14 protein-coding genes are annotated in these 15,093 nt (G+C 58.4%); 12 read left to right on the top strand and 2 right to left on the bottom strand.

The annotated features are described in order from the left end of the window. The first annotated feature begins 21 nt into the window (after positions 1-21). The 11 genes from HKD40_RS04470 (at position 22) to HKD40_RS04520 (ending at position 11,279) form a co-directional block, all read left to right on the top strand. A complete protein-coding gene (locus HKD40_RS04470; protein WP_169194536.1) occupies positions 22-1,377 on the top strand; it encodes an amidase in 1,356 nt (451 codons plus the stop codon). 294 nt (positions 1,378-1,671) lie between these two features. After that, the gene (locus tag HKD40_RS04475; RefSeq protein WP_169194537.1) at positions 1,672-2,850 is read left to right on the top strand and encodes a M20 family metallopeptidase; all 1,179 of its coding nucleotides are present in this window, start codon (positions 1,672-1,674) and stop codon (positions 2,848-2,850) included. 87 nt (positions 2,851-2,937) lie between these two features. Next, a complete protein-coding gene (locus tag HKD40_RS04480) occupies positions 2,938-3,603 on the top strand; it encodes a GntR family transcriptional regulator (RefSeq protein ID WP_169194538.1) in 666 nt (221 codons plus the stop codon). A gap of 306 nt (positions 3,604-3,909) precedes the next feature. Then, on the top strand, positions 3,910-4,989 hold the full coding sequence (locus HKD40_RS04485; RefSeq protein ID WP_169194539.1) for an ABC transporter ATP-binding protein: 1,080 nt from the start codon (positions 3,910-3,912) through the stop codon (positions 4,987-4,989). Then, positions 4,989-5,846 (top strand): ABC transporter permease, encoded by an 858-nt coding sequence (locus HKD40_RS04490; protein WP_169194540.1) that lies wholly within the window; start codon positions 4,989-4,991, stop codon positions 5,844-5,846. The genes HKD40_RS04485 and HKD40_RS04490 overlap by 1 nt, the downstream gene beginning before the upstream one ends. Then, positions 5,846-6,652 (top strand): ABC transporter permease, encoded by an 807-nt coding sequence (locus HKD40_RS04495; protein ID WP_169194541.1) that lies wholly within the window; start codon positions 5,846-5,848, stop codon positions 6,650-6,652. Before HKD40_RS04490 ends, HKD40_RS04495 begins: the two co-directional genes overlap by 1 nt. Before the next feature lie 68 nt (positions 6,653-6,720). Beyond that, positions 6,721-7,068 carry a RidA family protein gene (locus tag HKD40_RS04500; RefSeq protein ID WP_169194542.1) on the top strand — a complete coding sequence of 116 codons (348 nt, stop codon included), beginning with the start codon at positions 6,721-6,723 and terminating at the stop codon, positions 7,066-7,068. 14 nt (positions 7,069-7,082) lie between these two features. After that, a complete protein-coding gene (locus HKD40_RS04505; protein ID WP_169194543.1) occupies positions 7,083-8,366 on the top strand; it encodes an FAD-dependent oxidoreductase in 1,284 nt (427 codons plus the stop codon). Continuing rightward, complete coding sequence (locus HKD40_RS04510) at positions 8,366-9,061, top strand: DUF1028 domain-containing protein (RefSeq protein ID WP_169194544.1); 696 nt, start codon at positions 8,366-8,368, stop codon at positions 9,059-9,061. Before HKD40_RS04505 ends, HKD40_RS04510 begins: the two co-directional genes overlap by 1 nt. Further along, a complete protein-coding gene (locus tag HKD40_RS04515; protein WP_169194545.1) occupies positions 9,058-9,903 on the top strand; it encodes a nitrilase-related carbon-nitrogen hydrolase in 846 nt (281 codons plus the stop codon). Before HKD40_RS04510 ends, HKD40_RS04515 begins: the two co-directional genes overlap by 4 nt. 134 nt (positions 9,904-10,037) lie before the next feature. After that, a complete protein-coding gene (locus HKD40_RS04520) occupies positions 10,038-11,279 on the top strand; it encodes an NAD(P)/FAD-dependent oxidoreductase (protein ID WP_169194546.1) in 1,242 nt (413 codons plus the stop codon). Between the two features lie 83 nt (positions 11,280-11,362). Here HKD40_RS04520 and HKD40_RS04525 read toward each other — a convergent pair whose 3' ends face one another. Both HKD40_RS04525 and HKD40_RS04530 read right to left on the bottom strand, forming a co-directional pair. After that, positions 11,363-13,081 (bottom strand): ABC transporter ATP-binding protein, encoded by a 1,719-nt coding sequence (locus HKD40_RS04525; protein ID WP_210257023.1) that lies wholly within the window; start codon positions 13,079-13,081, stop codon positions 11,363-11,365. Positions 13,082-13,278: 197 nt separating this feature from the next. Then, a complete protein-coding gene (locus HKD40_RS04530; RefSeq protein ID WP_169194548.1) occupies positions 13,279-14,187 on the bottom strand; it encodes an arginase family protein in 909 nt (302 codons plus the stop codon). Positions 14,188-14,478: 291 nt separating this feature from the next. On the opposite strand from HKD40_RS04530, the gene HKD40_RS04535 reads away from it, so the two are divergent. Then, the gene (locus HKD40_RS04535; RefSeq protein ID WP_169194549.1) at positions 14,479-15,072 is read left to right on the top strand and encodes an XRE family transcriptional regulator; all 594 of its coding nucleotides are present in this window, start codon (positions 14,479-14,481) and stop codon (positions 15,070-15,072) included. Positions 15,073-15,093 lie beyond the last annotated feature (21 nt).

Consider the following 15,093-nt stretch of genomic DNA (forward strand, 5'->3'; position numbering starts at 1 on the left):
CCCCCGTTTAGCTGCTGCCTCATGCAAAACGCTTCTCTGCTCGCCGACCTTCTTGCTCGCCCCCTTCCGGAAATCGCTGTGGCCCTCGCCAAGGGCAAGGTGTCATCTGTTGATCTCACGCGGGCCTATTTAGAGCGCATTGAGGTGCTCGATACCCAATATGCGGCCTATATCTGTGTAACGGGAGACGTGGCGCTCAAACAGGCAGCCGCATGCGATGCAGCCTATCGGGAAGGACGCATTCTCGGCGCGCTGCACGGCGTGCCAATCGCGGTCAAGGATCTGTGTGAGACGGACTTCGCTCCGACTTCAAATGGCATGGCCATTCACCGCAATCGGCAAACGCACCGCAATGCGGCAGTTGTCTCCCAGCTTTTGCAAGCAGGCGCAGTGCTTCTGGGTAAGCTCGCTATGGCCGAGGGTGCGTGCTCGACGCATCACCCGCTTATGCCTGTGCCGAAGAACCCTTGGGGTGAACAGTTTCGAGTCGGCTCATCCTCCTCTGGTTCCGGCGTGGCCGTTGCCGCAGCGCTTGCGGCGGGTGCAGTCGGCAGTGATACCGGTGGTTCCATCCGCTTCCCATCGGCCTATTGCGGCCTCACCGGTTTAAAGCCGAGCCGGGGTTTGGTTAGCGTTGAAGGCGTTTGCGCCATGGCGCCGAGCCTTGACCATGTCGGTCCCATGGCGACGACCGCCCAAGGCTGCGCTTTGATGCTCAAGGCAATGATTGGGGGCAGGGGCGAGGTTCCGGCGGTCAGCCTCGAAGGTTTGCGTTTGGGCTATAGCGAAGAGCTTCTTGAAGGCGGACTGGATGCTGAGGTTAGCTCTGCCTATCGCCGCATGCTGGATGCTGCGTCGACGGCCGGTATGGTGCTGGTTTCATGCAAATTACCGGACACGCCTGACATTTATGAAGTGTGGTCGCGCCTCTGCGCTAGGGAAGTGGCGCTAGGTCATGCCGACACTTACCCGTCCAAACGAAATGAGTATGGCTCCGCTCTCGCCGCTTTGGCCGGGCAGGGTGCCACTATCACCGTCGAACAACATAAGCGCGATAAGACGCGTCAGACGGAAATTGCGGCGACTTGGCAAGCATTCATGGGCGAGATGGATTGTCTGGCTTTGCCCATCCATGCGGCCGTCGCGCCTGTGCTGGACAATCCCCTAGGCGCGCCAAACGCGGGTGTTGATAATCCGCTTCGGTTCACGGCTCCAGCCAATGTGTCGGGCCTGCCTGCACTCGCTTTGCCGGTGCAGGTCGATCGACGTGGGTGCCCGATCGGCGTCCAGTTGATGGGGCCAATGCATAGCGATTTCGCGCTTTTGAACATCGGTGCCGAGCTTCAGCGCGGCGTGCTGCCGGCGCTTTTGAGCTGATCGCTTCAATGCTTGATTCTTGGGTCAAATTCCCGCCGATCACGATGTTCCGCCAGTCTGAGCATAATTTTCCACGCTGCATCCGGCTTGGCGGAACGCATGCGGGGCCAGCACAGCGCGCGTCTGTGCGCCAAAGTCCTTGGAATTTCGGTGAAATTTGAACGTCTGCTTGAACATATGGCGCGGGTATAGCGGCTTTAGGGGCAGTACCCGGGCGTGTCGAAGCCCTTCTGTCCACTCTTGCAACGCGCTGTTTTGTATGCTTGTATCCATGTATACAGGAAGGGAATGACGATGGGTGTCGCTACTGAATTCCGCGAAATTTTTGCGGCTAGACTCGATACGATGCTGGCGGACATCGCCGAGCTCGTTGGTGTTGAAGCTGGGTCCTACGACGTAGAAGGCGTAACGCGCACGTCGCAGTGGATCGGCGAACGCCTGAAGAGTCAGGGTTTTGAACTGAACTATGAGCAGGTCCCGGAACGCGGTGACCGCTTGTGGGCGGTTCGCAAGGGCACTGGTCAGGGTCGCTTGATGATCCTTGGTCACGCCGACACAGTTTGGCCGCGTGGCACGCTTGAATCTTGGCCATTTGCCATCAAGGGCGATCTGGCTGAGGGGCCAGGCGTTGGTGACATGCGTGGTGGCCTCGTGCTGGCGCTCAACGCTATCGATGTGGCGACCACTGCTGGTTTCGCGGATTTTGCTGAGATCAAGTTCCTCGTCGTCAGCGATGAAGAACTGGGTAGCCCGCTTTCGCGTGGCTGGATCGAAGAGCATGCACAGCAGGCTGATTGGGTTCTTACCCTTGAGCCAGGCCGTCCGGGTGGTGGTTACTTCACCTCGCGCGGTGCCGTTGGTGCGTTCTATGTTGAAGCCAAGGGGCAGACCGCTCACGCTGCAGCGAACTACCTCAAGGGTGCATCGGCAATCCGTCCGCTGGCTCAGCTGGTGCCGCAGATTGAAGCGCTGACCAATCTCGAAAATGGCACCATCGTCAACGTTGGTATCTTCCAGGGTGGAGATGCGCGTCAGGTTATTCCGGGCCACGCTAAGCTGCACGTTGATATGCGTGCGCGCACTCCAGAAGCTGCACAGGCGCTTCAGGCAGAAGTTGAGCGTCTCGTTGCCTCTGTGGCAACCGATCGTGTTTCGGTTGAACTCAAGGGTGGTTGGACACGTCCTGCATGGGCGCGTTCGGCAGAGTCCGCTGCGCTTTACCAAATCGTTGAAGCCGCGTCCCGCGAGATCGATGCGCCTTGCTTTGAGCTGACCAATATCTCGGGCGGTTCGGATGCGAGCTTCTGTGGTGCACTTGGCGTGCCAACCATCGATGGCATGGGTCCAATCTGCAACGATATCTGCTCGCGTGACGAAACAATCGTGGTGAGTGCAATTGCTGGCCGCGGTGCCGTCTTTGCTACGCTCATCTCTGAGTTGTGGAAGAACGGGCAGGGAGCAGTTAAAGGGTAAGTTCGAGCCACAAGCTCGAATGCCCCCTGTCGCGTGATGGTGGTGGCGGTTAGACAGCATCATAGCGAAGATACGGGGGTATATTGCATGACTGTGGATGCACTTGACGAGCTGGTGGGACGCCGGCTGTCGGCGGTGAGTTCAGCCGATGTGGTCTATGAACTCTTGCGGTCGCTGATCCTGGACGGGCGTTTGGAGCCCGGCCAGCGTCTCCGCGAGGTGGAAATGGCGCAGCGGCTCGGTGTGAGCCGTACCCCGCTGCGCGAAGCCTTCACGCGACTTCTCGGTAATCGTCTGCTGGAGCGGACATCATCCGGGGTGGTCGTGGCCAATGTCAAAACGGCACTTGAAGGTATTCGGGCAATCCGCATTGCCTTGGAGGGATACGCAACGCGACTTGCAGTCCCTCTGTTGGGTGAAAGCGATTTTGCGTTTCTTGAGGCGTCTATCGAACTGGCAGTGGCCTTGCCTGAAGAAGCGAGAACCGAACGCGTGCGTAACAACACTGCGTTCCATCGGAGGATTTACGATGCGTGCGGCGTTGCTGAATTGCAGAACGCCATTGAAAATTACGCCGGGTTTTTCATGAGCGAAACCAATATCGCGGCTTTGAGCCGTGAGAACACACTTGGGGCAATCGACGAGCACAGGCAATTGCTCGCGGCCATCCGAGTGCGGGACGCTGATGAAGCTGAGAAAGTGATGCGCGCGCATTTGATGCGCGGTTTCGTCATGCCTCTCGGACCTCAATAAACGACGACTGATTTATCCCGACAGCATATCTGGTGCTGTCGTCGGCGGTGAAAACTGCCGGATAAGATAAGGGTCGTGTCTGGGGCCTCGCCCGGCAAGTACTCACAGCAGGCGGCTTTGCCGCCGCCGCCGCATCGCTGAATAGGAATTGACCAAAGCGGACTCACCCATAGTGAGACCGGTCAATTCTGGATCTTCCGACAAAATCGCATCCGCTCTGCCTCTCGTGAGGCGAAATGAACTCTGTGCTCGGGCGCCGCAATCGCCCGGACGCACCCCCCTACACTTCTGACGGAACCGGCGGCTATGGAAACTCTAAAAAGCAGTACCTTGCAACTGAGGCAGTTGACCAAGCGGTACAGCAACTTTGAAGCGGTGCGTAACCTCGATCTCAACGTGCCCAGTGGCTCGCTGCTTACCCTTCTGGGCCCTTCGGGCTGCGGCAAGAGCACCGTGCTGCGCATGGTTGCAGGCTTCTTAAATGTAACGTCGGGCGAAATTCTCGTCGACGGTCAGGACATCAGTCGCGTTGAGCCGAACTTCCGCGACATCGGCATGGTCTTCCAGAACTATGCCCTGTTCCCGCATATGACCGTCGAGTCCAATATCGCCTTTGGTCTCAAGATGCGTGGCGTATCCAAGGAAGAGCAGGCCGTTCGCGTCCGTGACGTGCTCGAAATGGTTCAGCTCACCCATCTCGCCGACCGCTATCCGAGCCAGCTTTCTGGTGGCCAGCAGCAGCGCGTCGCGCTGGCGCGCGCCGTCGTCATCAAGCCAAAGCTGCTGTTGCTCGATGAGCCGTTGGGTGCGCTCGACCGCCACCTGCGTGAAGGCCTGCAGGCCGAATTGCGCGATCTGCAGCGCAAGCTGGGCATCACCTCGATCCTCGTGACCCACGATCAGGACGAAGCGCTCTATCTGTCCGATTACATCGCTGTCATGAACGGCGGCTGCATCGAACAGCTCGATACCCCAATCGCGCTCTATGACCGTCCGCAGACCGAATTTGTTGCGCGCTTCCTCGGCGTGCCAAACATCTTCCCAAGCAAGGTCGTCTCGAAGTCAGAGGGTGAAGTGGTCATCGAGCTTGGCGGCCAGAAGGTTGTCGTTCCAACCACTGAAGCCAAGCCAGTCGGCTCTGATTGCAAGATCTCGATCCGTCCATCGCACATCGAGCTGGTGGCAGAGGACGATGCGCGTATGGGCCTCGTGTCCGTCATCAACTCGGCTCATGAGCTTGGCGAACGCATCGTTTATCACTGCGAAGTCGGTGGTCATAAGATCGAAGCCAACGCGCCTCGCACAAGCAATTCTGCACGCTTTGCTGTCGGCCAGGCCGTAAAGCTCCTGCTCGACCCAGCCCACACCATTTTGCTGAGGGACTGATGGAAAGCAAAAACGACCGCAGCAAATACCTGATTTCCCCTGCGCTGGTGATTGGTCTCTTCATCGTCGCAGCTTACGGCTATTTCGCTCTGAGCAGCCTTTTCCTCAAGGGGCCTCCAGGCACCCAGTTCGCTGGTGCCATTACGCTTGAAAATTACTGGCGCGTGCTGTCGTCTGGGTCGAACCAGGCTGTCTTGCTCACCACGCTCTGGGCGTCTTTCGTTATTTCGCTCATCACAGTCGCTGTGGCCGTTCCTATGGCTATGGTCATCGTGCGGGCGAAGCGAGAGTGGGTCGGTACTTTGATTATGCTGGCCATCGCCGTGACCTTCCTGTCCGGCGGTGTCACTCGCGCCTATTCATGGCTCATTCTCCTTGGCAACAAGGGGCTGATCAATCTTGGTCTGACGAGCCTCGGCATAATCGATGCACCGATCCGCTTCCTTTATAATTGGACCGGCGTTGGCATCTCGATTGCCCACTATCTGCTGCCGTTTGCGGTATTCACCCTGATCGGTGCCGTGCGCAATCTCAACACTTCGGTCGAAGAAGCAGCGCGTAGCCTCGGGGCCAACCGCATCGTTACCTTCTGGCGCATCACCATGCCAATGCTGTTGCCGGGCCTGATGGTGACACTGGTTCTGGCCTATTCGATCGCACTCGCTTCCTTCCTGTTCCCGATGGTTCTCGGTGGCGGCAAAGTTCGCATGATCGCTAACCAGATCTACGATCGCATGTTTGTCGAATACGACATTCCCTACGCAGCTGCGACCGCAGTGATCTTCCTTGTTGGTGCTTTTGCATCGATCTGGCTGATGACCTTTGTGTCCAAGAAAATTGAGAAGGCGGTATCCTAATGTTTAGGCGTGATCTCGAAGGCAAGTACGGCATCGTCGTCACCTTGCTGGCGATTGTTTCGACCGCTTTCCTGCTGCTGCCCGTAGTGTTTGTTGTGCTGCATTCGTTCAGCGCTACCCGCTATTTCCAGTGGCCGCCTCAGGGCTTCTCTCTGGAATGGCACTATAATTTCTACAACTCGCCCATGTTCATGGGCGCTGCGAAGAACTCGTTCTTGATGGCGCTCATCGTTACCCCGTTGAGCCTGGTCATCGGTATCCCGGCCAGCTATGCGCTGGTCCGCACCGAGTTTAAGGGCAAGGCTTTGATCCAGCAGATCATCCTCTCCCCGCTGATCATTCCGGGCGTGGTGACGGGTGTGTCCTTGCTGTCGCTGCTTTCGGCAGCTGGCTACAAAATCGGCCTGTTCGGTCTTTGCCTGGGCATGCTTGTGCTGGCTCTGCCATTCTCCATCCGCGCCCTGTCGGCAAACTTGCTCGGCCTTGATCCGCGTATCGAAGAAGCTGCGCGTAACCTGGGCGCCGGTCCGATCCGCACCTTCTTCTCGATCGTGCTGCCCCAGCTCAAGTCCGGCATTCTGGCAGCCTCGGTTTTCGTTTTCGTGGAAGCGCTCGATAACTTCTCGATCGCCGTGTTCCTCTCAAACGACAACACCAAGGTCCTCCCGGTCGCAGCCTACCAGTACATCAAGGACTTCGATGATCCGACAGTCGCGGCAATGGCAACTGCCTTGGTCGTCATGTCGGTTGTCATTGTGGCCATCCTCGAAAAAGCCATGGGCTTCCAGAAGAGCCTGCGCCTCTAACGGCGCAGCACTCTCCTCGAAATGAAATCTAATTTGCGGCCCTCAGGGCCAGTATACGGTGAATTGAAATGACTGAAATCGTCCGCATCGAGCGCCTAAAGCGCACCTCCATGGTCTCCATCCACAACGGCATCGCCTATGTCGCTGGCATGTGCGGCAACAAGGGTGACAGCATCGAAGACCAGACCCGCCTCTGCCTGCAGAAGGTCGACAAGTGGCTGGCCGAAGCTGGCACAGACAAGTCCAAGATCCTGCGCGCTGAAGTCTGGATCTCCGATCAGAAGCATTTCGATGCGATGAATGTCGCTTGGGAAGAATGGGTCGACCCAGAGAACCAGCCTTCGCGCGCTGCAGGTGTCTGCCCGCCAGCTGCTGAAGGCTACGATGTTGAAGTCATCGTAACCGCTGCGATCTAAGGGGTCTTTCCCAAATGCAAGTAAACGACAGCAGCAAGCTGACGGTTGCGGTTATTGGCGGCGGCGTGGTGGGTCTCTCCACCGCGCTGTGGCTCCTGCGCAAAGGCTGTGACGTCACTGTTATCGACCCAACGCCACCGCTTCCGGGTGTGTCTTTCCGCAACGCAGCCTCGTTCGGCAATGCGTCGACCGTGGCACCATCGGGCATTTTTCCATCGGCTTCGCCGGGCATTCTGCGTGATGTCCCAGGCATGCTGCTGCGTCATGATGGTCCGCTGACCCTATATTGGCGCGACCTTCTCGATCTTGCGCCTTGGCTGACAGCCTTCCTCTCGGCCTCGCTGCGGAGCCGTCAGGATGGCATCATCAGCGCTCTGAGCTCGCTGATGCGCGTGCTTGAAGATGGCAATGCCCCGCTCATGGACGAAGTGGGCAACGTCCGCTTCGTTAAGGGCAAGGGTTCAATCCACCTCTACCGCTCTGAAGCGGAAGCGGCGCGTGCCAAGAAGTCGAACGAACGCCGTCGTGCTGAAGGTGTTGAAGCGACCTATCTGACCCGCGACGACATCGCAGGCATGGAGCCAAACCTGGCGCCGGGCTATGTCGGTGGCACCATTTTCCCGGGCTGCTACATTATCGACAGCCCAGAAGAATATTGCCGCGGGCTAGCGCAGAACATCATCAAGCGTGGTGGTCGTTTCGTTCAGGCCAAGGCTGGCAACATCACCAGCACCGCTGATGGAGTCCGCGTCGAGGCCGGCTCTGAAACCGTCGTGGCGCAGCGCCTCGTGGTTTCCGCTGGCGCATGGTCCCGTGCCATCTCCAAGACTGTCGGCGATCGTCTCAATATGAATACCGAACGCGGTTATCATGTTGCCTTCAACAACACCGAAGGGCTGATCAACCATCCGCTGATGTATCTCTCGGATGCCTTCTTCCTCACGCCTCTGTCTCATCAGATCCGCGCAGCCGGTACTGTGGACCTGGGCGGTCTGGATAAGAAGCCAAACCCATCGCGCCTGAAGGTGCTGGAAGACAAAGCGCGTAAAATGGTGCCCGCCCTCGGCGAGCGTCAGGACACGTGGATGGGCTTCCGCCCGTCGACCCCAGACAGCATGCCCTTCATTGGTCCATCCAAGAAGGACCCGCGCATTGTCTACGCCTGCGGCCACGGCCACCTCGGTCTGACGCTCGGCGGCATCACCGGCAAGCTCGTTTCCGAAGTCCTGATGGGCGAAAAGACCAGCGTGGATATCACGCCCTTCTCCCCATCGCGTGCATTGTTCAGGCTCAGCTAATGACCTTCTCTATCGCACTTCGTTGCCCACAAACCGGTCACTTCGGCATTGCTGGCACCACTTCGTCGATGGCCATGGGCGCGCGCTGCCTGTTCGTCAATCACGACGCAGGCGCTGTGATCACCCAGCACCGCACCGATCCGCGTTTGGGCATCATGGCCCTCCGCTATCTGCGTGCAGGCCTCTCCGCTCAGGAAGCTCTCGACGCTGTCGCCACAGCACCAGGCATTGAGTGGCGTGAGCTGGCGATTGTTGATCGCAATGGCAATACCGCAGCGCGTCAAGGCAGCCATCAGGAACCAATCCATGCCAAGGCTTTCGGTCCGGGCATGGTCGCGGTTGGCAATATCCTGCGCAACGACACCGTTCCTGCAGCCATGATCGCGGCGGCGGAAGCTGCCAGCGATAAGCCTATTGCTGAGCGTCTGCTCGCCGCTCTCGACGCTGGCCTTGCCGCTGGCGGCGAAGTCTTCCCACTCGGTTCGGCGGCGCTCCGCGTCTCCGAACATGATGACTTCTGCGTGGTTGATCTGCGCGTTGATAAATCGGCCGAACCTTTGACCGATCTGCGCCGCCTCTGGGACGCTTATGCGCCCCAACAGGCTAATTTCGTCGAACGTGTGCTCAACCCCGATATCGGTGGTCGCGCCACAAACTCATTGGACATTCTGGCTAAGGAAGGGGCGCAGGCATGAAAGTAGCTGCAATCCAAACAGTCATGGGCCTGTCTCCTGAGGAGACAGTTCCGGCAGCAGAAGCAGCGATGGAAGCGGCAATGCAGGCAGCTGAAAAGCCTGATTTCCTCATCCTGCCTGAGTATTTTAGCTACTACGGCCTCGATCAAAAGAGTGCTGTGGCGCTTGCTCAGCCGCTCGCCGAAACGCCTGCTTATCGCATGGCTCAGGCCTTTGCGAAGCGTCACAAAGTGTCGGTTCAGGCTGGCACCATTCTGGCCAAGGTCGAAGGCGAAGCGCGCGTCGAAAACGTCACCGTGGTCTTTGGCCGCGAGGGTGAAGTGCTGGCGGAATACCGCAAGATTCACCTCTTTGACATCGACGATCTCGGCAATGGTCCTTTCCGCGAGTCCGACTACATCAAGCCCGGCAATGACATTGTCACTTGGGAATTTGATGGCGTCACCTTCGGTACGGCCATCTGCTTTGACGGCCGCTTCCCCGAGCTGTTCCGTGCTCTGCGCCTCAAGGGCGCTCAGATCATCACGCTTCCAGCCGCTTACACCATGATCACCGGCGAAGCGCATTGGGAACTCTTCGCCCGCGCCCGTGCGGTTGAGACCCAGTGCCATCTTATCGCATGCGGTCTCGGTGGTTCGGTTGTCGTCGATGGCGAAACCAAGAGCTCTTACGGCCACTCGGTCATCGTTGACGCTTGGGGCACTGTGCTCAAGCGTGCGGGTCACGGCCCGGAAACGCTGACTGCCACCCTCGACATGGCACAGGTGGAAAAGCTGCGAAAAGGCATCCCGGTGATCCGTCAGCGTCGTCTCGTCGGCGAAACGGTTACCCCCGCCAACTAAGCGGTCGACGGCCACTCACAATCATTGCGCCACCGAGCCCCACGGCTCGGTGCATGGGAGAGCTTTTGCATCTGCTTCTCCCGAAGCCTGAAACAATTGGGGCTAGTGCCCAGCAAAAAAGGTCTTGAGATACAATGGAAAAGGTAAACACGATCGTCGTCGGCGGCGGCCAGGCTGGCATTTCGATGAGCGAGCACCTGACCAATCTTGGCATTAGCCACGTGGTTCTGGAAAAGGGCCGCGTCGCTGAAAGCTGGCGCACCGCTCGTTGGGACTCGCTGCGCGCAAACGGCCCGGCTTGGCATGACCGTCTTCCGAGCAGCAAGATCGAGAGCGTTCCACAGGACGTCTTCACCCCCAAGGACAAGCTCGTTGAATACCTCGTCGAGCATGCGGAGCGGAACAACGCGCCGATCCGCACTGGCGTTTCGGTGATCTCGGTCACCAAGCTCCACAAGAAGCAGGGCTACCACGTCGTCACCTCCGATGGTGAATACGAAGCCATCAACGTTGTTGCCGCAACTGGCGCTTTCCAGACCCCAGTCTATCCAAAGATGGTGCCAGAAGACGCGCCAGTCATGCAGATCCACTCGGTCAACTACCGCAACCCAGACCAGCTGCCAGAAGGCGCAGTGCTGGTGGTTGGCGCGGGCGCGTCGGGTGGTCAGATCGCTGAAGAACTCGTTGCCGCGGGCCGCAAGGTTTACCACTCCATCGGTCGCCACATCCGTCCGCCACGCTTCTACCGTGATCGTGAAGGCGCATACTGGACTGGCGTTCTTGGCCGTTGGGACACCGTCAATCGCGATGTGAAGCGCAACATTGCGCTCGCCATCTCGGGCGTCCACACCAAGATGCCAATCGACTACCGCCTGCTCGCCTCCAAGGGCGCAGTGCTCGTCGGTCGTACCGCCAGCTACGAAAACGGTAAGCTGACCTTCTCCAACGATCTCGCTGACAATATCGAGTTCGGCAACAACAGCTACCTCGATACCCTGAACGTCATCGACGCCTACATCGAGAACAATGGTCTCGATCTTCCAGAATATCCGGAAGCCCGTAACCTGCTGCCGACCACGGAATATGAAACCAACCCAATCCTTGAGCTCGATCTGGCAGAAGCCGGCATCACCTCGATCATCTGGGCGTCGGGCTTCAAGCGTGACTACAGCTGGCTCCAGGTTGATACCTTTGAAGAAGACGGCACGCCAATCCACGACATGGGTGTTGGCAAGCAGCCAGGCATCTACTTCCTCGGCCTGCCGTTCCAGACCCGTCGCCGTTCGAGCTTCCTCTTCGGCGTTTGGTACGATGCCAAGTATGTCGGTGACTACATCGCCATGATGCAGAAGTACCACGACAAGTATAACGTCTAAGACTTCGGAACATTCTCATCCCGGCGCCACGTGGTGCCGGGATGTTTTTTTGTGGGGGGGCGCGTCGGCAGCGGGTCGCGCGTTTAGTTACCAATAACCTCAGCATAAGTGCCTTGGCGGACGATCTGCCCTTTCTCCAATCGCATGATGACGTCGCAGTTCTTCAGCGTTGTCAGGCGGTGCGCGATAATGAGAACGGTGATGTCGCCATCGATGGCAGCAATTGCATTCATCACCAGCGTTTCGGTCGCATCGTCAAGCGCGCTGGTCGCCTCATCCAAAACCAGTACGTCAGCATTTTTGTAGAACGCACGCGCCAGACCAATGCGTTGACGCTGGCCTCCAGAAAGCCGGACCCCGCGTTCGCCCACGTGCGTGTCATAGCCTTCGGGCAATTGCTGCACATAACTATCGATCTGCGCGCGTTGTGCTGCTGCGCTGACACGGGCCATGTCGATCTGATGGCGCTCACTGCCAAAGGCGATGTTTTCCGCAATGGAAGCGTCCGTGAGGTAAATGGACTGCGGCACATGCGCGATGCGTGACTGCCACGCGCGACGATTGCTGTCACTCAGCACCTGGCCTCCAACGCGGATTTCGCCGCTCGTCGGGTGCAAGAGGCCCATGATCACGTCGATCAGCGTACTCTTGCCACTGCCAGTTTTGCCGATAAAGCCAATGCGCGACCCCTGCGGAACGACAAGCTCAATATCACGCAGAATAGCCGCGCCATCTGACTTATAGGCGAACCCAACTTTGTCGAGGACAACCACCGGCTGTGAAGGCGAAGCAGAAATCGCGCGTTCCGCCGCGTTCGGATCGATCTCGGTTGGCATGGGCAAGTTGAGAAACGCAACGACGTCCGAGACAATGGCCTTGCTGGCGCTCAGCGACGACCAGGCGAGATAGGCCACTTGCAGCTGCGGAAGCATGCGCTGTGCGCCCAACGCCAGTGCTCCCAATGTAGGGAGAGCCACTTCGAGCCCCTGCGTGCTCTGGATCCACCACGCAAGCACGACCATAACCAACATGCCCGCACCTTCGATGAGGTAACGGGGGGTGCTGCGGATGAAAAGGTTCGTCGCCAGAGCGGTGCGTTGCCGGAACGTCGCGGTGCGGAAACGCTTGGTATACATCCCCTGTGTGCCATCGAGCAGAATGTCGCGAATGCCGCCCAGTCCTTCTTGCAGGATTTTGACGCGTTGCGTTTCCGCTTCCGCTTCTATCCGACTATTGGCCTCCAGCAGTTTTCGCGTGGTCTTCGTCACCACCACATAAAAAAGCCCAATCGACACCGCCGCGATAAGCGCCGTCGTGACGTCAACCGTGATCAGGGCAGCAATGATCCCAATGCAGATGATCAAGGCCACCATGCCTTGCATGATCGGGGATAGAACACTGGTGATCAGCAGATTGACGCGGCCGATCGCGGCAATGATTTCACTGGAATTGCGCTCGACGTGAAACCGATAAGGCTGATGCAGGGCGCGGTTATAGACCTCGTAGCCGAGGTCAGCACCGGCAGCATAAGCAAAGCGCGTGCTGACCCAAGCCAAGAGCAATCGCAACAGTGTGGCGGTTGCGATGATCGCAGCAAAACCGAAGGATATTTGGGTTGGGCTGAGACCACACACCACGCTGAGAGCGCTACACTGTTCGCTGCCGCCTGTCAGAATGGCGAGAAAGGGAATAATGGCCCCAAGCGTCGCCATTTCCGCAAAAGCGCCCACGAGCGAGAGAAGAAAGACCAGAACGAGCTGAACACGGCGGCGTGGGCTCAAAAAGCTCAGGACGCTGAACAACTCCTGTCTGATACTAGAGCGGCTAGTGGCTTTTGGGGGCATTGGCTTCCAAGTGCGACGGCACGACTGTGGCCCGCAAAGAGTATGTGGGGCCACTTGGAGTCGTGCGACAATCTTCAAGCACCAATAGCACTTGAGCGTCAAACGCCGCAACAAAGTGGAAAAGCCGCACTGCAAAGCAATGCGGCTTCATATTTTTAGCGGCGGGCGCCCGGTGCTGCGGCCTTGCTGCCTGCGACGGCGAAGGTGAAGGCAAGGTATGCCGCCAGCGTCGATGTCATGTCCTTGACGTCCATCATCGGGTTGACCTCGGTGATCGCCATTGCCGAGCAATAAGGCGCGAGGCGTTCAACAAACTCAAGGCCCCAAGCCGACATGATGCCGCCCGGTTCATGCGCCCCTGCGCCCGGCGCGAAGGCTGGGTCGATCGCATCAATGTCAAACGACAGATACAGGTGATCAGCGCCTTCAACCTGCTTGAACACCTGCTCAAGCGTGGCGTCGACGCCCTGCTTGAGGACTTGGCGGGCAGAGATGTGAGCCAGCCCGTGGTCAAACTTGAACTGCCCTGAGGATGGGAAGTTGAAGTGGCGCTCGCACACCTGAATGCAGTCAGCGGCCTGAATGCGGTCGAGCTCAAGCGAACGGCGCATGCCGCTCGACTGGCTCAAACGTCCCTGCGCATCACTTTCGTCCATAAGGTCGAGGTGCGCGTCAAAATGGATGATACCGATACGACCGGGTAGGGCGTCGTGGACGCCTCTGACGACCGGGAACAGCAAGCTGTCATCGCCGCCGATAACAATCGGCACACGCCTGTTGCGGATAGAGCCCGCGACAGCCTCGCTCACGCGGTTGAATGTTGTTTCCGTATCCGCATGAGCGATCTGAATGTCGCCACGGTCGACGAGCAGATTATCACCAACGGTTTCAATCTGATTGGTTTCGAGCCGGAAGATGCGACCATCCTGAATGCGCATATTGATCCAGCGCGCCGCCTCGCGAACCTTCGCTGGGGCATAGCGCGAACCCGGCCAACCGAGGGATGCCTCGCCATCAAACGGTGCGCCCCAGAGATCGAAGCCGCGCAAATTCTGATCACTCATTCTGATACTCTTGTGTATACACTCAGGCGCAGGACCAGATGGCCGTGCCTGCTTGGTTCGCGGTTCGCAGGGTGAACGAAGCTCGCACAGGATCACTCAGCGGCAATTTGCGGCTGAGAGGTTTCGTATTACGAAACTTTTTTGCGCTGAAAGCTTGACAAGATCAAGGCTTTTGCGGCCTTACTTGGCTGAATATGCGGCTGGTTTGTGCGTTTGCACGCTTTTCATGCACATTGTTCGAATTCAGGGTGAACCTATAAGGTTCGTCAGGGTAAACCTTTTTGGTGCGTGATGAGCGACGAAAACACAGAAAATGACGTCCCTCCATCGACGGATGCCGCTGATGTTCGCGTCGGCAGCCGCCTTCGTGCGTTCCGCAAGTCCAAGGGACTGACCATTGATGACGTCGCCCAGCGCGCTGGCGTCACCAAATCCTTCATTTCCCGGTTTGAGCGCGACGAAGTGCAAGCCTCGGTCGCCACACTGCTACGTGTTTGCGACGTGATCGGCGTCAAGCCCGGCGAAATCTTCGAGCCCCCCGCGACGAGCTATGTGCCCAAGGGCGCTGGCGTGCCGATCAGCCTTGGCGGCGAGAAAATGCGCGAATACCTCGTCAGCGGCGCGAGCAATGAGCATTTGATGGCGCTCTATTCGGTGATTGAGCCGGGCGGCGGCTCTGGCCACGAGCCTTATGCGCTCAAGGCCGCTGCGGATCTGGTGCATGTCCAAACCGGCCAATTGCGCATCGTCATCGGCAGCGAGGAATATCTCCTCCTCCCCGGCGATACGCTGACCTTCCCGCCCACCATCCCGCACACTTGGGAAAACCCGTCCAAGACTGAAACCTGCACGGCCCTTTGGGTTATTGTGCCGCCGCCAGCGTAATCTTCGGGACACCACGGATAC

The sequence above is a fragment of the Devosia sp. MC1541 genome, assembly GCF_012847305.1.
GTDB lineage: Bacteria > Pseudomonadota > Alphaproteobacteria > Rhizobiales > Devosiaceae > Devosia.